At 37.4% G+C, this 21265-nt stretch carries 20 protein-coding genes, 20 tRNA genes, 1 rRNA gene and 1 riboswitch; of the genes, 35 read left to right on the top strand and 6 right to left on the bottom strand.

Translation table 11 applies throughout. The features are described from left to right. Positions 1 to 175: 175 nt before the first annotated feature. The 21 genes from rrf to ACFVR1_RS16930 all read left to right on the top strand — a co-directional run bounded on the left by rrf (position 176) and on the right by ACFVR1_RS16930 (position 2285). Positions 176 to 291: ribosomal RNA gene (gene rrf / locus ACFVR1_RS17030) — 5S ribosomal RNA — on the top strand. A gap of 70 nt (positions 292 to 361) precedes the next feature. Then, positions 362 to 437 (top strand) — tRNA-Val (locus ACFVR1_RS17025). A 14-nt stretch (positions 438 to 451) separates the two neighbouring features. Then, positions 452 to 527: transfer RNA gene (locus ACFVR1_RS17020), tRNA-Thr, on the top strand. 8 nt (positions 528 to 535) lie between these two features. After that, a tRNA-Lys gene (locus tag ACFVR1_RS17015) sits at positions 536 to 608 on the top strand. Positions 609 to 632: 24 nt separating this feature from the next. Next, positions 633 to 717: transfer RNA gene (locus tag ACFVR1_RS17010), tRNA-Leu, on the top strand. Positions 718 to 733: 16 nt separating this feature from the next. Next, positions 734 to 808 (top strand) — tRNA-Gly (locus ACFVR1_RS17005). Between the two features lie 15 nt (positions 809 to 823). Then, positions 824 to 912, top strand: a tRNA-Leu gene (locus ACFVR1_RS17000). An 18-nt stretch (positions 913 to 930) separates the two neighbouring features. Continuing rightward, positions 931 to 1007 (top strand) — tRNA-Arg (locus tag ACFVR1_RS16995). Between the two features lie 6 nt (positions 1008 to 1013). Continuing rightward, a tRNA-Pro gene (locus ACFVR1_RS16990) sits at positions 1014 to 1090 on the top strand. Between the two features lie 13 nt (positions 1091 to 1103). Next, positions 1104 to 1179 (top strand) — tRNA-Ala (locus ACFVR1_RS16985). Between the two features lie 26 nt (positions 1180 to 1205). Further along, positions 1206 to 1279: transfer RNA gene (locus tag ACFVR1_RS16980), tRNA-Met, on the top strand. Positions 1280 to 1285: 6 nt separating this feature from the next. Further along, positions 1286 to 1362 (top strand) — tRNA-Ile (locus tag ACFVR1_RS16975). Positions 1363 to 1372: 10 nt separating this feature from the next. After that, positions 1373 to 1465, top strand: a tRNA-Ser gene (locus ACFVR1_RS16970). A 70-nt stretch (positions 1466 to 1535) separates the two neighbouring features. After that, positions 1536 to 1612 (top strand) — tRNA-Met (locus tag ACFVR1_RS16965). A gap of 3 nt (positions 1613 to 1615) precedes the next feature. Further along, a tRNA-Asp gene (locus tag ACFVR1_RS16960) sits at positions 1616 to 1691 on the top strand. A gap of 101 nt (positions 1692 to 1792) precedes the next feature. Then, a tRNA-Phe gene (locus tag ACFVR1_RS16955) sits at positions 1793 to 1868 on the top strand. Positions 1869 to 1873: 5 nt separating this feature from the next. Then, positions 1874 to 1947: transfer RNA gene (locus ACFVR1_RS16950), tRNA-Gly, on the top strand. A 5-nt stretch (positions 1948 to 1952) separates the two neighbouring features. Next, a tRNA-Ile gene (locus tag ACFVR1_RS16945) sits at positions 1953 to 2029 on the top strand. Positions 2030 to 2033: 4 nt separating this feature from the next. Then, positions 2034 to 2108, top strand: a tRNA-Asn gene (locus ACFVR1_RS16940). A gap of 7 nt (positions 2109 to 2115) precedes the next feature. Further along, a tRNA-Ser gene (locus ACFVR1_RS16935) sits at positions 2116 to 2206 on the top strand. Between the two features lie 7 nt (positions 2207 to 2213). Beyond that, a tRNA-Glu gene (locus tag ACFVR1_RS16930) sits at positions 2214 to 2285 on the top strand. Positions 2286 to 2787: 502 nt separating this feature from the next. On the opposite strand, the gene ACFVR1_RS16925 is transcribed toward ACFVR1_RS16930, so the two are convergent. After that, on the bottom strand, positions 2788 to 3699 hold the full coding sequence (locus ACFVR1_RS16925; RefSeq protein ID WP_387585721.1) for a 1,4-dihydroxy-2-naphthoate polyprenyltransferase: 912 nt from the start codon (positions 3697 to 3699) through the stop codon (positions 2788 to 2790). A gap of 244 nt (positions 3700 to 3943) precedes the next feature. Here ACFVR1_RS16925 and ACFVR1_RS16920 point away from each other — a divergent pair, with 244 nt between their 5' ends. From ACFVR1_RS16920 to ACFVR1_RS16900, 5 genes are all read left to right on the top strand, one after another. Beyond that, a complete protein-coding gene (locus ACFVR1_RS16920; protein WP_387585719.1) occupies positions 3944 to 5305 on the top strand; it encodes an isochorismate synthase in 1362 nt (453 codons plus the stop codon). Next, on the top strand, positions 5298 to 7010 hold the full coding sequence (gene menD, locus ACFVR1_RS16915) for a 2-succinyl-5-enolpyruvyl-6-hydroxy-3-cyclohexene-1-carboxylic-acid synthase (RefSeq protein ID WP_387585717.1): 1713 nt from the start codon (positions 5298 to 5300) through the stop codon (positions 7008 to 7010). Before ACFVR1_RS16920 ends, menD begins: the two co-directional genes overlap by 8 nt. After that, positions 6998 to 7819, top strand: a complete 822-nt coding sequence (gene menH / locus ACFVR1_RS16910; RefSeq protein WP_387585716.1) for a 2-succinyl-6-hydroxy-2,4-cyclohexadiene-1-carboxylate synthase — start codon at positions 6998 to 7000, stop codon at positions 7817 to 7819. Before menD ends, menH begins: the two co-directional genes overlap by 13 nt. Positions 7820 to 7821: 2 nt before the next feature. Continuing rightward, positions 7822 to 8640, top strand: coding sequence for a 1,4-dihydroxy-2-naphthoyl-CoA synthase (menB, locus tag ACFVR1_RS16905; RefSeq protein WP_387585714.1), 819 nt, complete (start codon positions 7822 to 7824; stop codon positions 8638 to 8640). A gap of 205 nt (positions 8641 to 8845) precedes the next feature. Continuing rightward, the gene (locus tag ACFVR1_RS16900) at positions 8846 to 10279 is read left to right on the top strand and encodes an o-succinylbenzoate--CoA ligase (RefSeq protein WP_387585713.1); all 1434 of its coding nucleotides are present in this window, start codon (positions 8846 to 8848) and stop codon (positions 10277 to 10279) included. A 602-nt stretch (positions 10280 to 10881) separates the two neighbouring features. On the opposite strand, the gene ACFVR1_RS16895 is transcribed toward ACFVR1_RS16900, so the two are convergent. Both ACFVR1_RS16895 and yidD read right to left on the bottom strand, forming a co-directional pair. Beyond that, positions 10882 to 11841: a metal ABC transporter solute-binding protein, Zn/Mn family gene (locus ACFVR1_RS16895; protein ID WP_387585711.1), complete on the bottom strand. Its 960-nt coding sequence runs from the start codon at positions 11839 to 11841 to the stop codon at positions 10882 to 10884. Positions 11842 to 11939: 98 nt separating this feature from the next. Further along, positions 11940 to 12173 carry a membrane protein insertion efficiency factor YidD gene (gene yidD, locus ACFVR1_RS16890; RefSeq protein WP_387585710.1) on the bottom strand — a complete coding sequence of 78 codons (234 nt, stop codon included), beginning with the start codon at positions 12171 to 12173 and terminating at the stop codon, positions 11940 to 11942. A 113-nt stretch (positions 12174 to 12286) separates the two neighbouring features. Between yidD and ACFVR1_RS16885 the strand changes: the two genes are divergently transcribed. From ACFVR1_RS16885 to ACFVR1_RS16850, 8 genes are all read left to right on the top strand, one after another. Next, a complete protein-coding gene (locus ACFVR1_RS16885) occupies positions 12287 to 12736 on the top strand; it encodes a Dps family protein (protein WP_387585708.1) in 450 nt (149 codons plus the stop codon). A gap of 53 nt (positions 12737 to 12789) precedes the next feature. After that, positions 12790 to 12969 (top strand): YjfB family protein, encoded by a 180-nt coding sequence (locus ACFVR1_RS16880; RefSeq protein ID WP_387585707.1) that lies wholly within the window; start codon positions 12790 to 12792, stop codon positions 12967 to 12969. An 82-nt stretch (positions 12970 to 13051) separates the two neighbouring features. Continuing rightward, positions 13052 to 13384 (top strand): transposase, encoded by a 333-nt coding sequence (locus ACFVR1_RS16875; RefSeq protein WP_387585705.1) that lies wholly within the window; start codon positions 13052 to 13054, stop codon positions 13382 to 13384. Continuing rightward, complete coding sequence (locus ACFVR1_RS16870) at positions 13377 to 13574, top strand: hypothetical protein (protein WP_387585703.1); 198 nt, start codon at positions 13377 to 13379, stop codon at positions 13572 to 13574. The genes ACFVR1_RS16875 and ACFVR1_RS16870 overlap by 8 nt, the downstream gene beginning before the upstream one ends. Before the next feature lie 90 nt (positions 13575 to 13664). Next, entirely contained in the window at positions 13665 to 14321 is a 657-nt protein-coding gene (locus ACFVR1_RS16865; RefSeq protein WP_387585702.1) for a CPBP family intramembrane glutamic endopeptidase, read from the top strand. 26 nt (positions 14322 to 14347) lie between these two features. Beyond that, positions 14348 to 14860, top strand: coding sequence for an NUDIX domain-containing protein (locus ACFVR1_RS16860; RefSeq protein WP_387585700.1), 513 nt, complete (start codon positions 14348 to 14350; stop codon positions 14858 to 14860). Continuing rightward, positions 14799 to 15584, top strand: a complete 786-nt coding sequence (locus tag ACFVR1_RS16855; protein ID WP_387585698.1) for an alpha/beta hydrolase family protein — start codon at positions 14799 to 14801, stop codon at positions 15582 to 15584. The genes ACFVR1_RS16860 and ACFVR1_RS16855 overlap by 62 nt, the downstream gene beginning before the upstream one ends. 3 nt (positions 15585 to 15587) lie before the next feature. Further along, positions 15588 to 16037 (top strand): hypothetical protein, encoded by a 450-nt coding sequence (locus ACFVR1_RS16850; protein WP_387585697.1) that lies wholly within the window; start codon positions 15588 to 15590, stop codon positions 16035 to 16037. Positions 16038 to 16079: 42 nt separating this feature from the next. Here ACFVR1_RS16850 and pckA read toward each other — a convergent pair whose 3' ends face one another. Next, positions 16080 to 17669 (bottom strand): phosphoenolpyruvate carboxykinase (ATP), encoded by a 1590-nt coding sequence (pckA, locus tag ACFVR1_RS16845; protein WP_387585695.1) that lies wholly within the window; start codon positions 17667 to 17669, stop codon positions 16080 to 16082. 197 nt (positions 17670 to 17866) lie between these two features. Further along, positions 17867 to 17983, top strand: a riboswitch (SAM riboswitch). 205 nt (positions 17984 to 18188) lie between these two features. Between pckA and metK the strand changes: the two genes are divergently transcribed. Further along, positions 18189 to 19385 carry a methionine adenosyltransferase gene (metK, locus tag ACFVR1_RS16840; protein WP_387585694.1) on the top strand — a complete coding sequence of 399 codons (1197 nt, stop codon included), beginning with the start codon at positions 18189 to 18191 and terminating at the stop codon, positions 19383 to 19385. A 209-nt stretch (positions 19386 to 19594) separates the two neighbouring features. On the opposite strand, the gene ACFVR1_RS16835 is transcribed toward metK, so the two are convergent. Both ACFVR1_RS16835 and ACFVR1_RS16830 read right to left on the bottom strand, forming a co-directional pair. Beyond that, a complete protein-coding gene (locus ACFVR1_RS16835) occupies positions 19595 to 20260 on the bottom strand; it encodes a hypothetical protein (RefSeq protein ID WP_387585692.1) in 666 nt (221 codons plus the stop codon). After that, positions 20253 to 20768: a sigma-70 family RNA polymerase sigma factor gene (locus tag ACFVR1_RS16830; RefSeq protein WP_387585691.1), complete on the bottom strand. Its 516-nt coding sequence runs from the start codon at positions 20766 to 20768 to the stop codon at positions 20253 to 20255. The genes ACFVR1_RS16835 and ACFVR1_RS16830 overlap by 8 nt, the downstream gene beginning before the upstream one ends. Between the last annotated feature and the right edge of the window lie 497 nt (positions 20769 to 21265).

Genomic DNA, 21265 nt, shown 5'->3' with positions numbered 1-21265 from the left:
AAGCGTGGCGACACGTGCAGCTGACGAATACTAATCGATCGAGGACTTAACCAAATAGAATTTGTATTCATCAATGTCTTTTATCCAGTTTTGAGAGAATAATTTTTTTAAAAAAACTCTTGAAATATTCTACAGAGTTGTTATAATAAAACTTGTCTTTCAATAATTATTCAAGTCTAGTGATGATGGCGAAGAGGTCACACCCGTTCCCTTACCGAACACGGAAGTTAAGTTCTTCAGCGCCGATGGTAGTTGGGGGTTTCCCCCTGTGAGAGTAGGACATTGCTGGGCTTGCAATAAATACATAAAAGTATTAAATTAAGTTGATGCACAAATGCTCTACTTATCGTAATATTACCCAGGAGGATTAGCTCAGCTGGGAGAGCATCTGCCTTACAAGCAGAGGGTCGGCGGTTCGAGCCCGTCATCCTCCACCATATTTTCTACTCTTGCCGGAGTAGCTCAACTGGTAGAGCAACTGACTTGTAATCAGTAGGTTGAGGGTTCAAGTCCTTTCTCCGGCACCATTTATTTCGAGCCATTAGCTCAGTTGGTAGAGCATCTGACTTTTAATCAGAGGGTCGTAGGTTCGAATCCTACATGGCTCATCACTTTCTAAGTGAATTATTTATGCGGGTGTGGCGGAACTGGCAGACGCACTAGACTTAGGATCTAGCGCCGCAAGGCGTGGGGGTTCGACTCCCTTCACCCGCACCATTAATTTCATAACCGAGCGGAAGTAGTTCAGTGGTAGAACACCACCTTGCCAAGGTGGGGGTCGCGAGTTCGAACCTCGTCTTCCGCTCCATAAATTCATTTAAGTGCCGGGGTGGCGGAACTGGCAGACGCACAGGACTTAAAATCCTGCGGTAGGTGACTACCGTACCGGTTCGATTCCGGTCCTCGGCACCACTTTTTTGAAAAATATATGCGCCCGTAGCTCAATTGGATAGAGCGTCTGACTACGGATCAGAAGGTTGTGGGTTCGACTCCTGCCGGGCGCGCCATATAGACGGGAAGTAGCTCAGCTTGGTAGAGCACTTGGTTTGGGACCAAGGGGTCGCAGGTTCGAATCCTGTCTTCCCGACCAGTTATTAAATTATGGGGCCTTAGCTCAGCTGGGAGAGCGCCTGCCTTGCACGCAGGAGGTCAGCGGTTCGATCCCGCTAGGCTCCACCATAATAATGTTAAAATGTAAAGATCATGGCGGCGTAGCTCAGCTGGCTAGAGCATTCGGTTCATACCCGAAAGGTCGTGGGTTCGACTCCCTCTGCCGCCATCTTAAGGACCTTTAGCTCAGTTGGTTAGAGCAGACGGCTCATAACCGTCCGGTCGCAGGTTCGAGTCCTGCAAGGTCCACCAACAATATTTCGGAGGAATACCCAAGTCTGGCTGAAGGGATCGGTCTTGAAAACCGACAGGCGGGTCATACCGCGCGGGGGTTCGAATCCCTCTTCCTCCTCCATTTTTAAATCATTGTTGTTGGAAGCATTAAGGCTTTAAATAAATAAATTTAAAAGATTATATATTATTGTCGCGGGGTGGAGCAGTTCGGTAGCTCGTCGGGCTCATAACCCGAAGGTCACAGGTTCAAATCCTGTCCCCGCAACCAAATGGTCCCGTGGTGTAGCGGTTAACATGCCTGCCTGTCACGCAGGAGATCGCCGGTTCGATCCCGGTCGGGACCGCCATTTATTTATAAGTTTTAATAGATATATAAATGTACATATTTTTTAGAGATTTAGGTTAAGCAGCTGACGAAGAGATGCGGTGCTTAAAATAAATCGAAGTAGGCTCAGTAGCTCAGTCGGTAGAGCAAAGGACTGAAAATCCTTGTGTCGGCGGTTCGATTCCGTCCTGAGCCACCATTTATGCGGGTGTAGTTTAGTGGTAAAACCTCAGCCTTCCAAGCTGATGATGAGAGTTCGATTCTCTTCACCCGCTCCAATAGTGGGCCTATAGCTCAGCTGGTTAGAGCGCACGCCTGATAAGCGTGAGGTCGATGGTTCGAGTCCATTTAGGCCCACCATTATTCCGAAGTAGCTCAGTGGTAGAGCAATCGGCTGTTAACCGATTGGTCGTAGGTTCGAGTCCTACCTTCGGAGCCATATATATGGGGAAGTACTCAAGTGGCTGAAGAGGCGCCCCTGCTAAGGGTGTAGGTCGGGCAACCGGCGCGAGGGTTCAAATCCCTCCTTCTCCGCCATATATTTGGCCCCTTGGTCAAGCGGTTAAGACACCGCCCTTTCACGGCGGTAACACGGGTTCGAATCCCGTAGGGGTCATAGTTTTAAAAAAGGTAATCATTTATATGATTACCTTTTTTTTATGTTGTAAAAAGATACTATAAGTTTTGGGTTCTATAATATTTGTTGGGGTATCCAGCAAATAAGAAAGACAACATTCTTCGGAGAAATAATTTGTCTATCAATACTAAGTAGAAGTAGAGAAAAATAGGAAGTATAGATCGATAAAGAAGCGGAGCCGCGTTCGAAATTGTATCTTCCGACGCCTTTAAAAAAGTAGGAAGGAGTTTTATCTCGTATTATCCAGACCAAAAGTCCAAGTCCATTCACATTCCAAGAGAGCGACGGACAAACACCTACCACAAGGGGACCGAAAATAGAGAGGGTGGAAGTGACGAACTCACTTCCAACTTATGTTTAGTCTACAGCATTCGTTAAATGTGAAGGTCATAGGATGCTTGTTCATTTCTTAATAGATTTGAAAGTGAACAAGCAAATTAAATGAAAAACAGCTAGGAAAATAAATTTCCTAGCTGTCTATTCAAATGTAATAGCCTAAAAGTAACCCAATTCCAAGTAAAAATACAAATATCGTGTTTGTAAGTGCTGTATCTTTCATTGCTGGTGCTACTTCGATTGAATTTTCTTTTTCTCTAAATAATTTGATCGCATGCATTGGTTTTTTTATGCTTAGTAAGACTAACAATGTCCAAGGAGTAACAACTTGCATAATTACTAAAATAACAATCCATAAGTAAGAGATAATAAAGTAAGAAGCTAATATAGTGATGGCATTTTTTCTACCTACAAGTATGGCCATTGTTTTTCTGCCGCCCTCTTTATCCTCCACAATATCTCTAGTATTATTAGATAACATGATCCCTGCTACAAGTAAAGCACTTGGAACTGAAAGTAAAATCGCGAAGTTTGGTACGGTACCGACTTGAATGTAAGTAGCAATTAAAACGATCAACATTCCCATAAATAACCCGCTAAATAATTCACCAAATGGCGTATACGCAATAGGATAGGGCCCGCCAGTGTATAAATATCCTATAGCCATAGAGAGCGCCCCTACAATTAATAACTTCCAAGAGCTTTCATAGCAAATGTAAAGTCCTAATAATGCAGCAATTCCATAGAGTAATAGAGCTAGTTGCAAAACGGTTTTGGGTTTAACTCCATTTCTAACAATTGCTCCACCAATTCCAACCGATTCTTCGCTATCGAGTCCCCTCGCATAATCGTAATATTCATTGAACATGTTTGTTGCGGCTTGGATTAAAAGGCAAGCAAATAACATAGCAAAAAATAATAGCCAGTTAATGTTTGCATAGTAAAGAGCTATCATTGTTCCTAAAAATACGGGAGCAAATGAAGCAGTCAATGTATGTGGTCTTGTTAATTTCCACCAAATGCGCCAGCCTGTATCGGCTTCTAGTTCATGTGACATAGGTTTTTTCTCTCCTTTAAAAGAATCAACCTCAATTTTAGCATATATTCGCTACTAAATGTGTGCTGAAAACTGTAGAAAGATGTATGATTAAAGGTAGAGTATTTTACTTAATCAGTTTTGGGGAAAAACACCAACTGAGAGTTTAAAGACGTCTAAAGTCTTGTGCGTAATTTATTAAGCCGAAGCGGGCTTCACTATTGAAACTTTTATACAAAAGGTTATTTATACGGAGGTAATATATATGCCGAACACCACCGGGCAAAAGAAGTCATCATTACGTTTTTATACAGAAACAATAGAAGTATCGAGATTATCTTCTCATGCTTTTTTTGAGGCAGGAGATGAATGTTATAAAGGTAAACGATTTTTTTGGCAAAATAAAGAGAAAACTTTTACATTAGTAGGATTAGGACATGCCCATACCATTTCAAATGATCTTGAAGATAATAGATATCAGGATATTGCTTCAAAATGGAAAGAGTTGTGTCAGTTATCCTTAAAGGAAAAAGCAGATGTATCCCCCATCCTTTTTGGAGGATTTTCGTTTGATCCGTTCAATAAAATCTCTTCAGAGTGGGATACATTCCCATCTGCGTTTTTCGCAATATCTACTTTTCAATTAGTTATTCAAAATGAACAAGCATTTGTTAGTATCCATTTAATAACAGATGAAGAGCATAGTATAGAGACGTTCGAAAAACTTCGAATTGAAAGAGATGCTTTAATACACACAGCTCAAGTAAAAGAGCTTAAAAATCATTCAAAGTCCAAATTAGTGGAAAGAGAAGATCGTTTAAAAGAAGAATACTTACAAGCTGTAGAAAATGTTACAAAGAGAATTCGTGGAAAGGAAGTAAAAAAAGTCGTAATAGGACGTTCATTAAAATTAACATTTGATGAGGTTTTTTCTTCTTCAAGCGTGCTTTATAATACTTCCATAGAACAACCAGAGAGTTATTTATTTGGATTAGAAAAAGATGATAAAATATTTTTTGGTGCTACACCTGAACGTTTAGTAAAAGTAGAGCATGGTGAGGCACTTTCTGCAGGAATTGCAGGTTCTATCAAACGTGGAGAAACATCAGTAGAAGATAAAGCACTTGGTGAAAGTTTATTAGCTGATCCAAAAAACTTAGCAGAGCATAAATATGTAGTGGATATGATTAATGATGTCTTTAAGCAATATTGCGATGAAGTAAAAGTACCTTCAAGACCTAAATTACTAAAAATCAGAGATATCCAGCATTTGCATACCCCAATAAGTGGTAAAGTAAAAAATTCAGCATCACTTTTTCAGTTGATAGAAGCACTACATCCTACCCCAGCAATGGGTGGGGTGCCTAGAGAAGAAGCAGTTACCATCATTAGAGAATCCGAACAAATGAATCGTGGATATTATGCTGCACCTATAGGTTGGATAAATACAGAAGGTGATGGAGAGTTTGCGGTCGGTATTCGATCCGCATTATTAGAAAAAGATCATGCTTATCTGTACGCTGGCGGTGGAATAGTAGCGGAGTCCTCATCTTTGGAAGAATTTGAAGAAACACGCGTGAAGTTCCGACCAATGCTTCGAACACTTGGAGGAAATATGAATGACTAACAACTCTTATTTGACTTCTTATGTCAATCAATTTGTAGAAACAGTAAAGCAAGCGGGTGTCAGAGATATTGTAATTTGTCCAGGCTCTAGATCGACCCCTCTAGCATATGCTTTTGCAAAAAATGATGGTTTTCATTTTTACCGTCAAATAGATGAACGATCCGCAGGATTTTTTGCTTTAGGTATCGCGAAAGCTAAAAGATCGCCAGTGGTTTTACTATGTACATCCGGAACAGCTGCAGCGAATTTTTTTCCTGCGATTGTAGAGGCTTACTATGCCCGTATCCCTTTGCTTGTTGTTACAGCAGATCGTCCGCATGAATTACGAGAAGTAGGAGCACCACAAGCGATTGATCAAATCCACTTGTTTGGAAAGCATGTGAAGTGGTCAGTTGATTTCCCTATTCCTGAAAATAACGAAGAAAGTTTACCTTTTATTGAACGACACATTCATCGTGCAATTAACACTGCAATAGCATTGCCAATGGGGCCGGTTCATATAAATGTACCATTCCGTGAGCCACTGTTAATTAACATGGAGCAGCAACATCCTATGCTGCAAATGAGTCAGACTGAAATAGGTCAGCTTGTGCCAGGAGAAGAGTTTGTTAATTGGTACAAAGGTATTTTGCAAACGGAAGAAAAGGGTTTATTCATAGTTGGAGACTCACTTCATACAACAAAAGGTTTTTGGGAGTTTGCGAAAGCGGTTCAATGGCCCATTCTAGCAGATCCTTTGTCTAATTTACGTAGCTCAATTCCAGAAGAGTGTATGCATTTATGTATTGATCAGTATGATGCGATACTAAAAGGAAATGGCTTTAAAGATTTTGTTGTTCCGAACGTCGTTGTACGTTTTGGAGCACAGCCTGTTTCAAAACCGCTTACTCAATTTTTAAAAGCATGTAAACCAGCTGTTTATATCGCAGTAGATGAAGATCCTATTTTCCGTGACTCTCTTCATATCGTGACACACCATGTTCAAGTGGGGGCTTCTTCTTTATGGATTCCAATTGAAGAAAAACAGTCATCTAAGTACTTAGAAGATTGGTCGAAAGCGAATGATATCGCTACGAAACATGTTCAAGCTTATATGGAGGAGGAAGAAGACGAAGGAGCACTTGCAGCGACTTTATTTGAAACGTTAACAGATGGTGTAGATCTATTTGCAAGTAGTAGTATGCCAATTCGTGATGTGGATACGTTTTTCAATAAAACAACGAAGGATATCCAAATCTATGCCAACAGAGGAACAAACGGCATAGATGGTGTTGTTTCAACTGCATTAGGCATTCATGCGGGAACTAAGCGTCCGGGTTATTTACTAATAGGTGATTTAGCTTTTCTTCATGATATGAATGGCCTGATTTTAAGTAGATTTCAGCCAACAGATTTAACGATTGTTATTATGAATAATGATGGTGGAGGAATCTTCTCTTACTTACCTCAATCTAATGAAACAAATTATTTTGAGCATTTATTCGGTACTCCTACGGGTCTGGAGTTTTCGCATATTGCAACTATGTATGATGCGCAATATAATTCAGTTCAATCGATAGAAGAATTAAAAGCTGTTTTGAATGAACAGAAGTCGAAAGATATTCGTATGATTGAGGTGTTTACAAATCGCCAAGTGAATACGGATACACATCGAAAATTATGGGCTGCAATTTCAGAGGAGCTAGATTCGATTTGGAAAGCTTAACTGTAAATGTTCGCGATATTAACATCCATTTAAAGAGAAATCATATCGGTGCTGAAAAAAAGGTAGTATTTTTACATGGTTTTACAGGTTCTAGTAGTACTTGGGAAGAAGTAGTAAAGTATCTTCCTCCAACTATAGAAATATTAACAGTAGATTTAATTGGGCATGGGCAGACCTCAAAACCAATCGATTTTACTCGGTATTATGTGGATGAACAAATAGAAGATTTACATTCGTTATTTCAATTGTTAGGATGGAATCATTTTACTCTTGTCGGCTATTCAATGGGAGGTCGGTTAGCCCTTGCTTATGCCGATAAATACGGTGTAGACAAGTTAGTTTTAGAAAGTAGTTCTCCTGGTTTAGTTAATGAAGAAGAGCGTGTTAGAAGAAAACATGCGGATGAATTGCTTGCTGAAAGAATATTAAATGAAGGAATTTCTGCTTTCATCGATTTTTGGGAGAACATTCCTTTATTTCATTCACAAAAAAGTTTATCATTCGAAAAACAACAAGCTATTCGGTTAGAAAGACTTGCAGGATCAGAATTGGGGTTATCGAACAGTTTGAAAGGTTTTAGTACAGGGATACAACCTTCTTATTGGGGAAAGTTAAAAGACATAGAAATTTCGACTATTCTACTTACTGGAGAGTTGGATCAAAAGTTCTGTGATATAGCTATGAATATGAAAAACGTTTTACCTCAGGTTAAACATATGCAAATTAATAATGTAGGCCATGCAATTCATGTGGAAAATCCCGAATTGTTTGCTACAATAGTAGAGGATATTATTTTGAAGGAGGACTAAAGATGACTCGTGAATGGACAACCTTACATACATATGAAGATATTAAGTATGAGTTTTATAATGGGATTGCAAAAGTGACGATAAACCGTCCGGAAGTACGAAATGCATTTCGCCCAAAAACAGTGATGGAGATGATTGATGCATTTTCTCGCGCACGCGATGATAAAAATGTAGGTGTTATCATTTTGACAGGTGAAGGGGAGCATGCATTCTGTTCAGGAGGAGACCAAAAAGTACGTGGCCATGGTGGATATGTTGGAGAAGATGAAATTCCACGTCTAAATGTACTTGATTTACAACGATTGATTCGTGTAATACCGAAACCTGTTGTAGCGATGGTAGCTGGATATGCAATCGGTGGAGGACATGTCCTTCATGTGGTTTGTGATTTAACTATTGCTGCAGAAAATGCTAAATTTGGTCAAACTGGACCTAAAGTTGGTTCATTTGACGCTGGGTATGGTTCCGGTTATTTAGCTCGTATTATTGGACATAAAAAAGCGCGTGAAATTTGGTATTTATGTCGTCAATACGATGCACAGCAAGCGCTTGATATGGGCTTAGTCAATACGGTAGTCCCATATGCACAATTAGAGGACGAAACAGTACAGTGGTGTGAAGAAATGCTAGAAATGAGCCCAACTGCACTTCGTTTCTTGAAAGCTGCTATGAATGCTGATACAGATGGTTTAGCAGGTCTTCAACAATTAGCAGGAGATGCTACACTTCTTTATTACACTACAGATGAAGCAAAAGAAGGTCGCGATTCATTCAAAGAAAAACGTAAACCAGATTTCGGTCAATTCCCACGTTTTCCGTGATGATTGCATCAATGAATTATTGAGAAAGCTGTCCTTTTATAGGGCAGCTTTTTTATCTAAGGGCTCTGTTAACACGGAAGATTTGCCACAAGAGGTGGCGTTCTTAGTCTTTGTTCCGCTGCTGCAGGGTTCCACTATAATCAAGTAAATGTTTCAAAATCAACAATTACATATAAGATAGCCATATATAAAGGAGACGTGTACTATGTATCCGAATTTATTAAAAAAACGTTCAAGTTTAACACCAAATCGAGTTGCTTTAAGGTTTAACGAGCAAGCTTGGACATTTGAACAGCTGTATAATGAAGCAAATGAATTTGCAGAAAAGCTACATACAAAAGGAATAAGGTCAGGAATGAGAATTGCCATTTTAGCTTCATCGAATCCACAATTAGTCATTGCGATTCATGGATGTATGCAGCTTGGTTGTGAGTTAGTTATGTTAAATGAGCGTTTAACCGAGGAAGAATTGAACTTTCAAATACAAGATAGTCATACCGACTATTTATTAGTTGATTCTCTTGAAAAAAGATCTTTAGCGTATTCACATAAGCTTTCATTTGAGGAGATAAATTTGGCAGTACAGACTACATTTAAAATAGAAAAAGATTGGTTTAAAAATCGAACTATTACTATTATGTATACGTCAGGAACGACAGGTAATCCAAAAGGGGTTCGCCAATCACTCGAAAATCATGTGATGAATGCGATGGGTTCTGCAGTAAATTTAGGGATTCAACCAAATGATTGTTGGTTATGCACAGTCCCTTTGTTTCATATTAGTGGATTTTCCATTTTAATGCGTTCTGTTGTGTATGGAATGACGGTTAATCTTCATGCTAAATTTGATGCAGAAAAAGCAGTGGAAGAAATTATGAGTGGTACAGTTACTAGAATGTCTGTCGTTGCGGTAACTTTAGAAAGAATAATTTCGGTTCTAGAAGCAAGAAATTTATTCTTTCCGAATACATTTCAATCGATGCTGGTAGGTGGGGGGCCAGTGCCGTTAAACTATTTAGAACGAGCAATTCAACGAAATATTCCCGTGCTACAAACATATGGAATGACAGAAACTGCTTCTCAAACAACGACCTTATCTAGCGAAGATGCTATACGAAAGTTAGGCTCTGCAGGTAAACCACTTTTCTTTGCAGATGTTCGTATTGATGGGGAAGAGAAAATAGGAGAAATTTGTATTAAAGGACCTCATGTGACAATGGGCTATGTAGGTGCTGCTGAGTTGAAAAATCCTCTAGTAGATGGTTGGCTTCATACAGGTGATATAGGTTATATCGATGAGGAAGGGTATTTATTTGTAGTGGACCGACGATCCGATTTAATCATTTCTGGTGGAGAAAATATATATCCAGCAGAAATAGAGCAATCGTTAGTGAAACATCCAGCAGTAAAGGAAGCAGGTGTTGTTGGAAAGCATGACGACAAATGGGGACAAGTTCCTGTGGCATTTGTTGTATTAAAGGAAGATGTTAGCGAAGAAGAACTAAAAGCATTTATGAAAACAGAAATGGCTTCTTATAAACAACCAGTTTCCTATTACTTTGTGGAGCAGTTGCCTAGAAATGCTTCGAATAAACTTATGCGTAGAGAGTTATTTAATTGTGTGCAAGAAATGAAGTAAATGTCTAAGGCAGAGCAAACAAGAGGAATCGGTAAGGGCTTATGCCATCTGTTTATGGGCGCACGCTTTATGGGCTTATAGAGCAGCTATAGGGGCGTATGGAATTGGTATGTGCTTTTGCCAACAATTTATGTGCAGATGGCCACACTTTATGTGCTTATAGCGCCGGTATAGGTGTTTATGGAATTGGTATGTGCTTATACCATCTATTTATGAGCAGATAGCCACACTTTATGGGCTTATAACGCCTTCTGTAGGGGCGTATGGAATCTGTATGTGCTTATGTGATCCGTTTATGAGCAGATAGCCACGCTTTATGTGCTTATAGCGCCAGTATAGGGGCCATTCGTTTAGGGGAAGATAGCCACACTATATGGGCTTATGGCTCCGGTATAGGGGCGTATGGAATCGCTATAGGATAATGTCATCCGTTTAGGAGCAGATAGCCACGCTTTATGGGCTTATAGCACCTGTATAGGGGCATATGGAATCGTTATGTGCAAATGCCACCCATATATGGGACGGATAGCTACTAACGGTGAAGACAAAATACATTTAAAAAACGCCATCTTTTAATTAAAAAGAGGCGTTTTTTTTTTTATTTATTTTAATACAGTTTTTAATGTTTCTAAGTTTTTGTTCATTAAAGTGAAATATGTTTCATTATTTTCGATATCATTTTTGGATAGAACGCTTAAATTGTGCAATACTAAGCTTTTAGCGCCAATTTCTTTCTTAATTACTTCCGTTAACTTAGACGAAACGTTTTGTTCAAACAAAATGTATTTAATGTCTTTTTCTTTTGCTAAATCAATAATTTTCGTAAGTTGTTTCTGAGAAGGTTCATCTTGTGAGTTAAGACCAGCAACTGCAATTTGTTCTAGACCGTATTGATGTGCTAAGTAACCAAAAGCTGCATGGGAAACGAAAAATGTTTTATTTGGTGCATTTTGAGCCATTTCTTTAAAGCTTGCATCTAGCTGTTTTAACTGTGCGATTAATTCTTCATAATTTTTTTCAAACTTTTCTTTTTGGTCAGGAGCAGCTTCTACAAGAGAATCTTTGATTGATAAAGCTAAACTTTGACTTATTAGTGGAGAAATCCAAATATGCGGATCTATTTTACCGTGGTCATGATCGTGCTCATCATCACCTTCTTCTTCATGTTCATGTTCATTAGCTTCTAGTTGGTCTTTAGGAACAGCATCAACAGTTGCAACCATCTTCACATGTTCGTTTGCTAATGTTTTTTTAGCATTTTCTACGAATCCTTCTAGTCCTAGTCCTATGTAGAAAAACAAATCTGCATCTGCAAGAGCAATCATATCTTGTTGAGTCGGTTCAAAGGTATGTTCATTTGAGCCGGGTGGATAGATAGATGATACATGTACTGCATCTCCACCAATTTGCTCGGCAAAATATTGTAAAGGATATACTGTTGTATAAATTTGAATCTTATTGTCTTTCTCCTGCTTTGCTACGTTTGTGGTGGCATTATTTCCACAAGCAGCTGTAAATAATGCCAGTACAATTACTAAAAATAATAAAAGTGCTTTTTTCATCTTGCCATCTCCTAAATAGTAATGATTACGTTTTGTGATTTTATAACTTTCTAAGTTTACAAGACATTTTTAAAAAAAGCAAGAAAAAACCTTTGAAGCTATTTTTTCTTCAAAGGCCATTCTTCAGGAACAGGATCTAAGCCACCTTCATGAAACGGGTGACATTTAGATATTCGTTTGATCGTTAAATACCCACCTTTTATCGCTCCATGTTTTTGAACAGCCTCTACTCCGTAATGTGAGCAAGTAGGGTAGAAACGGCAACTAGGCGGTGTTAAAGGGGATATTATTTTTTGATAGAATCTAAAAATCCATACTATTATATGCTTCATTCTTTAGTCAGCGTCCTTTGGTTTTCGGCATCATATCATTATGTTTATTGTATGAAAATAAGTGGTATAAGAAAAGTAATAACAACTAATATTCATGGGAGAGTGACAACTTTATGTCAACCGAATTAATTAATGAACTAAACAAACAAGTAGCACTTTGGTCAGTTATGTACACAAAATTACATAACTTTCATTGGTATGTAAAAGGGCCGTCTTTTTTTACGTTACATGCAAAATTTGAGGAGTTATATAACGAGGCTACTTTAAACATGGATGAGATAGCGGAACGTATTTTAACACTCGGAGCTAATCCCGTTGCTACTTTAAAAGAACATCTAGAGATTTCAGATGTGGAGGAAGCGAGCAATAAAGAAACAGCCGATCAAATGGTAGAAACCGTTGTGAAAGATTTCGATAAAATAATGAAGTCTTTGAAAAAAGGGATGAATGAAGCGGCAAAGGTCCAAGATGATATGACCGAAGATATACTAAATGCAATTTATCAAAAAACAGAAAAACACCAATGGATGTTAAATGCATTTTTGGGAGATTCAAATAAATAGTTCACCTTTTTCTAAAGTAACCGATATTAAGCTTGTAAAAGGGAGGGATGAATATGGATCTTAATTCTATTATGTCTTCACAGTTAACGGATCTACAACAAACTGTTCAAATGAGTGTCTTAAAAAATGCGATGAACATGGAAACGGTAGCTGCTATTGGGTTATTAGAGGACATGCCTCAAGTTTCGGCACCCCATCCTTATAAAGGATCAGTTGTAGATATTCAAGCTTAGGAATGAATTAAGAAAAACATGCGCTAAAGTAGTGCATGTTTTTTTAGTTTGGAGACATACTTAATAAAAAGGATGTGTGCAAATGACTTTAAACAAAGTGTACGTTTCTATCGTGCATCGTAAAGTATATATCTATCCAGATGAGTCGCCGTGGGAATATGAAGTAAACGCAAATAGAGAAATTATTCCCGTTTTTGAAAAGTTATTTGATCAGCTTAGCAGTGCTGAAACAAGCAATTTTTGGAGAGCACATATTCCAATAAGACGATATCATTTGGATAAAGAAAACGATGATTATGACACGAAAATGAAAAAATTATATGCACTGATTCATGAATTTTGCAATGAAGAATCAAAATTACTAATAGAACAGCTTCCATATTTTAATGAAAGTAGGAGAGTATTCGTTGAGTAAAATAATTCGTAGAAAAGGGAACGAGACAGCTACAAATTACCGTAATGTCAGTTCGCTTTTAAACCAGTCTCCACAACAAAGATCAGAACAAAACATAGCACAAAATAGAGAAGAAGGAAATGAAAATTACAAATTAGAACAAAAAGCATTATCTGAAGAAAATTTTGCGCATGAGAAAAAGGAATTATGAGCAGTTAAGACTTGGCTTGTTTGCTAAGTCTTTTTTTCATACATATGTTACCATGGAAAATAAATGGGCTATTTAGAATAAGGAGGAAACATGATAAAGCAAATCATTTTACTTTTCGGACCAACAATTATGATATTTATTGGTCTTCCAATATTACATAATGTTTTAATTACTTTTATTCTTTTTTACGGATGGTTATTGTTTACTCCTCTTGTTGTCCGATATTGGAATAAAAAAAATAGAAATGATGTGTTCCTACCCTTATCCCAAAAGTCGATACTCGTAGGGGTTGTAAGTGGATTGATTTGTTTAATTACCATTTATAGCTTTGTATCTGTTTTTCAAGTTTCTGTTTTAGAAATTCCCAAATTGCAGCAGTTACTTGTGGAATGGGATTTTAGTGGGAAAAAGGTAATTTTACTTGTACTAGTACTGGCCCTTATTAATCCGATATTAGAAGAATTTTATTGGCGTGAATTTATGTACGTTCGTATATTGCCAAAAATGGGTAATCTGAATACGATTATGGTAACAACTATTTTTTATAGTTTATATCATTTGATTGTCATCAAGGAGATTTTCAGTTTTCCTTTTAATGTATTGGGAGTTATACCTGTATTTCTTGCTGGAATCATGTGGGGAATTTTCAGACTTAAATTGAATTCCATTATTGCACCAATTATAAGTCATTGTTTAGCGGATATAGGGATAATGTTAGTGTACTGGTATATAATTGTTCCTTCTTAGATTTTAGTAAAAAAGGAGTTTTAGTCATGTTATTATACCGCGATTTAAACGGAGCAAAAGTGGAATTATCTTTTGAAAAAAGAGTATTTCCAATAGAGCCGTTGCATGTTTTAGTTATTGCAAAACATCAAAACAAATGGTTATTAACAAAGCACCCAAAACGTGGAATAGAGTTTCCTGGGGGGAAAATAGAGGGAAATGAAACGACAGTACAAGGTGCGATTAGGGAAACCATGGAAGAAACAAATGTATCGATAGAGAATGTCGAGTGGATAGCAGAATATCTTGTACATGATGTAATTCCATTTTGCAAAGCAGTATTTATAGCAAAGGTTGCCCATATTATTGAAGAAGGTACGAGCTTTGAAACTGATGGGCCTATTTGGTTAACAACAGAAGAGTTCTTGACCTGTGAACATTTAAGCTTTCATATGAAAGATGCTGGTATGCAAGCAATATTAGAAAAGGTGATAGAACATGAAAATAAATGGAATGATAGAAAAGACCAGAGTTTATCCATCACCAAATCCACATATTAACTTAAAAGAAATTACTTACTGGTCTTGCGGATATCGAGTGAAAGGCTTACTTGCTGTGCCAAAGGAAAAGGGCGAGTATGATGGTATTTTATATTGCCGAGGGGGCATGCAAAGTATTGGCATGGTGAGACCAGCTCGTATTGCGCAAATTGCTTCTGAAGGTTTTATAGTTTTCGCTCCATATTACCGTGGAAATCGTGGTGGGGAAGGTAAAGATGAATTTGCTGGAGAAGATCGATGGGATGCAGTGTTTGCAGTCGATGTGTTAAAGCAATTTTCTTTGGAGAGAATTCATTTATTTGCATTTTCACGTGGGGGAATAATGGCTCTTTGGGTTGCTATTTTACGAAACGATATTAAATCTATCGTAACATGGGCTGGTGTTTCCGACATATTCTTAACATATGACGAACGTAAAGATATGAGAAGAATGATGAAACGAGTGATCGGCGGTACTCCAACAAATCATCGAGAAGGGTATGAAAATAGAAATGTTCTTGCTCACATTCATGAAATTGAAGCAGCAACTCTTATCATTCATGGGATGCTAGACACAAATGTTTCTGTTGAGCATGCAAACGCTTTAGAGAAAGCGTTAGTTGGGAATAATAAAATAGTTGAAGCTTGGTATTATCAGGAGTATACGCATTTTTTTCCAAGTAAAGTGAATCGACAAGTAGTGCAAGATGCATGTAATTGGATGAAAAGGCAGAAAGGGGTTTAAACGATGGGTAATGTAGTTGTTACGATTGATACATTGAGTTCAGAGGACAAGTCGTCATTTCCGTCGAATATAAGCTTTTGGACCGATTTATGGGATAACTATACAAATGAATTTCAGGAAGTTATTATCCAGTGCTGGAAAGAAGAGACGGAAGCAATCCGCGAATTAAGTGCTAAAGCTGCTTCCACTTTAAATGAAGGACTAATAAAAATTTTGACGATTAATTTGAGCGATGAAAATCGTACTTACTTTAGAAATGATTCTATAGATCCTAAAGGTGGGCTAAAATGGTTCACGATGTTTTTTAATATAAATGGAGACGAGCTATTAGAAGTGGGTCATTATGGGTCAGAAATAATTTTATATAAAACGGACGAAGAAAAAGCCAAAAAGTTTATTTCAATCTTTCCATCATCTATCACAACACATTATTATGATGAAAATGCAGATTAAAAAAGAGGATGTCACCATATTAATGGGACATCCTCTTTTACTTTATAAAGCTACTGGTCCGCCTTTAAGTGTAATATCTTCAGATACGGTACCGAATTTTTTAAAGTTCTCATGGAAAGCTTTTGCTAGTTCAGTTGCTTTTTTATCGTATGCTGCTTTGTCTGTCCAAGCATTACGTGGAATTAATACTTCAGAAGGAACGCCTTCTACTTGTTTTGGAATAGCTAAACCAAATACTGCATCTGTTTCAGTTTCTACATCGTTTAGTTTACCGTCAATTGCAGCACGAACCATTGTACGTGTGTAAGAAAGCTTCATACGACTACCAACGCCATATTCTCCACCAGTCCATCCAGTGTTAACTAAGAATACTTGTGCACCATGCTCGTCAATTTTCTTTCCAAGCATTTCTGCGTAAACAGTTGCATGAAGTGGAAGGAAAGGTGAACCAAAGCAAGTTGAGAATGCTGGTTGTGGAGATGTAATTCCACGTTCAGTACCCGCTAATTTAGATGTAAATCCACTTAAGAAGTGGTACATAGCTTGTTCTTTTGTCAATTTGCTGATTGGAGGCAATACGCCAAAAGCATCAGCAGTTAAGAATACGATCGTATTTGGATGACCTGCAACAGAAGGATCCACAATATTTTCGATATTTTGAATTGGGTAAGCTGCACGTGTATTTTCTGTTAATGAATTATCAGCATAGTTTGCAACGCGAGTTTCCGCATCAACAACAACGTTTTCTAATACAGTACCAAATGTGATTGCATCATAGATTTGTGGTTCGTTTTCACGAGTTAAATCGATACATTTTGCGTAACATCCACCTTCGATATTAAATACGCCATTATCAGACCAACCATGTTCGTCATCACCAATTAACTTACGACCAGCGTCTGCAGAAAGAGTTGTTTTTCCTGTTCCAGAAAGACCGAAGAATAATGCAACGTCGCCTTCTTCTCCAACGTTTGCTGAACAGTGCATAGGTAAAATGTTTTGTTCAGGAAGTAAGTAGTTCATAATAGAGAAAATAGATTTTTTCATTTCTCCAGCATATTCAGTACCACCGATTAATACGATGCGTTTCTCCATTGAAACGATAATAAAAGTTTCTGTTTTTGTTCCATCTACTGTTGGATCTGCTTTAAAATTTGGAGCACTTATGATTGTAAAGTCAGATGAATGGTTTGCAAGCTCTTCCTCTGATGGGCGGATAAATAATTGATGAGCAAACAAGTTATGCCATGCATATTCATTTATTACTTGAATACCTAGACGAGAATCTTTATCAGCACCAGCAAATCCTTTAAATACGAATAATTCATCTTGCTCAGCAAGGTATTTCGTTACTTTTTTATATAGTGATTCGAAAATTTCAGAAGAAATTGGTTGGTTTACGGAACCCCAATCGATTTTGTCTCTAGATATAGGCTCATCAACGATGTATTTATCTTGTGGAGAACGACCTGTATATTTACCTGTTTCTGCTTTCACGGCTCCCGTAGAAGTTAAAACAGCTTCGCCTCTTGATGTTGCTTTTTCTACAAGTTGCGGTACTGATAATTGAATGTTAACATTAGCACCAGATAACAATTCGTTCAGTTCATTCACAGTATCGATTGAATTCATATTGTATTTACCATCCTTTTAATTATTTTCCCTTATATAAACAGGGAGATGACTTTCATATGTGAAATAGTATAACACATTTAACTTAATAGTCTACACTAATGAATTGATTATTTTTATTATTTGTGAATAAATCGTCAACAAAAATGTGTTGACTTCTGAATGCAACTTAAGTATGATGATAAATTGAACGGATACTCTTATCCCGAGCTGGTGGAGGGGTCAGGCCCTATGAAACCCGGCAACCTGTAATATTTGTTTTGTTACAAAGGTGCCCAACCTGAGACAAGGTGAGATTCCTTGATTGATAAGAGTGAAAGGTGCTTATGAAATTAATAGCCTTTCCTCATGTGTAAGATACGTGAGTGGAAGGTTTTTTTTATGACATCGCCCTTTATCCTTGTGTGCCAAGTCCGAAACGGCTTCAAGTTTAATCTATTTGATTGAATGGCTTGACATGGGAATGAGTACCGTATCAATTCTTGAGAGAAATCTCGCAGGATATAGGAGGAATTTTTTATGACACAACGCAGATTATTTACATCTGAATCAGTTACTGAAGGGCATCCAGATAAAATTTGTGACCAAATTTCAGATGCAATTCTTGACGCAATTCTAGCAGAAGATCCAAATGCACGTGTTGCTTGTGAAACAACCGTGACAACTGGTCTTGTATTGGTTGCAGGTGAAATAACAACATCTACATATGTAGACATACCGAAAGTAGTTCGTTCTACTGTACAAGAAATAGGATATACTCGTGCAAAATATGGCTTTGACTCTGAAACTTCTGCAGTATTAACTGCAATCGATGAACAGTCAGCTGACATTGCGCAAGGGGTTGACCAAGCTTTAGAAGCTCGTGAAGGATCTATGACTGATTCGGACATTGAAGCAATTGGAGCAGGGGACCAAGGTTTAATGTTTGGTTACGCATGTAATGAAACACCAGAACTTATGCCACTTCCAATTAGTTTAGCTCATAAATTGGCTCGTCGTTTAGCGGAAGTTCGTAAGGATGAAACGCTAGATTATTTACGTCCAGATGGTAAAACACAAGTTACAGTGGAGTATGACGAAAATAATAATCCTGTCCATATTGATACGATTGTTATCTCAACTCAGCATCATCCGGAAGTTACATTAGAACAAATCCAAAAAGATTTAAAAGAAGTAGTGATCAATCCTATTGTTCCTGCTGATTTGATCGATGAAAATACAAAATATTTTATTAATCCAACTGGTCGCTTTGTAATTGGTGGACCACAAGGAGATGCGGGCTTAACAGGACGTAAAATTATCGTAGATACTTACGGTGGTTATGCACGTCATGGCGGAGGAGCATTCTCTGGTAAAGATCCTACAAAAGTTGACCGTTCAGCTGCATACGCTGCTCGCTATGTTGCAAAAAATATTGTTGCAGCAGGAATTGCTGATCGTTGTGAAGTTCAGCTTGCATATGCAATCGGTGTTGCACAACCGGTTTCTATCGCAGTAGACACATTTGGAACTGGAAAAGTAGAAGAAGCTCAATTAGTTTCACATATTCGTGAATTATTTGACCTTCGCCCAGCTGGTATTATTAAAATGCTAGATCTTCGTCGCCCAATCTACAAACAAACTGCTGCTTACGGACATTTTGGCCGTACAGACATCGACGCACCTTGGGAAAAAACAGATAAAGCAGAAGAGTTAAGACAAAAAGCAGGTTTATAATTAGAAAAAGCTGCCATAAAAACGGCTGGTATTGAAAGATTCCCTTATCAAAAAAGCGATACATTCCTAGAGAAATATAGGAATGTATCGCTTTTATAATTTTTAAAAGATAAGAAAATACCATGACTCAAGAGAAAGATGCCAACTATGAAGGGCAGCTTCCATATATTAATTCACTTACCTAACGATGCTTTTTCTAATTCCCAAAACTAATCTAAAATCTGTTCTATTTTTGGGAAATCCGGATTCTCCAAGAGATCCTTGCCTCCCCTCAGAAGATATAAGTAAAGATTTCCGTCTGGAATGATCGTTGCTTTTAAAAGTTGACCAGTCTCTTTCGAGTAAAAATAACGATCGTTATCATCTATACTGGAAGAAGTAGTGAATTTAAATCCATCGTAATCATTAAATAATTTGTCAAAGTAACTTTCATCTGCTTTCATGAATAGTATTTTATCTAATTTGTCCTGATAAAAATAGAATCTCACATTACCATCATAATCCAATATGAAGTCCGCCCCACTACCATCCTCGTAATCATCTATTGTATAATTTTTACCTAAGTGTTCTACTACTTTTGATTGGGAGTCACCCAACGTTACTCCAAGTAGATAAAATAAACCTTGTTTTTCGAAGAATGTAGGTTGGGTTAAATCTAGTTGTAGTTCGGTAGCAGATTGTTGTTCATTTTCATTAAATATTTCGTTAAAGACAAATAGCATTGCACAAGTTGCTAAAACAGCGGTTATCACCACATATCGCCATGTATGATTAGATTTTCTTGAGTTACTTTCTATCTCATTCACTACATTTTGCATAACACGTTGTTTACTTTCGGTTAAATCTTTCAGTTCAGAAGGAATATAGTTATTCATTTAAAAGAACCTCCCATTCTAAACCTGTTAATTGATTTCTTAATAGTTCTCTACCACGCCTTAATCGAGTTTTTACTGTACTTTCTGGAATAGATAAAATATGTGCTACTTCAGCAATAGTCATTTCATTAAAATAAAAATAAGTGAGAACTTCTCGATGTTTTATGGGCAAATTTAGGATTGCTTCTCCAATTATTGCTTGCTCGTCTTTTCTAACCAATTCGTCCAAATTTCTTTTGACAGCTAGTGAAAATAATTTGTTTTGTAGTTGGATTTTTCTATAGGTCCAGCTTTTTAAATAATCTTTGCTTTTATTAACGGTCATTTGTGTTAAATAAGCCTTTACCTCACCATGATCTTCATAATTATTCTGATTATGATAAAACTTTATGAAAACTTCTTGTACAATATCCTCTGCCGCTTGGAGATCCTTGACGTAGCAATAAGCTAAACGAATTAAGGAATCTGTGTATTGAAGCATTAATTCTTTTAAGTCATTAATATTCAAAAAGACATCAACTCCTTTCGTTATATATTAAACGATTCTCAAACATCTAAAGTTTGGATTTTTCGGAAAATATTATATAGAAGTTATATGGTGAAAGAAAGCTGCATACGCTGATTGCTATTTAGCAAAATATATTGTTGCAGCAGGAATTGCTGATTCTTGAGAAGTACAATTAGTGTTGGTACATAATGCACTTATAGAGTGCATTCGCTTTTCTAAAATTAGTAACAACTAATAAAGAAGCTCTGAGCGGACGAAACTGTATCTTCGTCCGCTTTTTAAAGAATAGGATAGGATAGGATTTATTCTTTTATTAACCAAACCTAATGCATCATGTCTGTACATATTTCAAGAGGGCGACGGACAAACATCTGCCACAAGATTACCGAAAAAAGAGGATCTGGAAGTGACTCAGTCAATTCCAGATCCTCTAAATCTAACGGTAATAGTGTAGCCAATGTTTCGTTCAAAGCACTCCGGAAAATAGTAAAGACAAG

Source organism: Psychrobacillus sp. NPDC058041 (genome assembly GCF_042885655.1).
In the GTDB taxonomy this organism is placed as follows: Bacteria; Bacillota; Bacilli; order Bacillales_A; family Planococcaceae; genus Psychrobacillus.
Note: the sequence above shows the minus strand (reverse complement) of the source record. Positions and strands in the feature narration are given on the sequence as shown.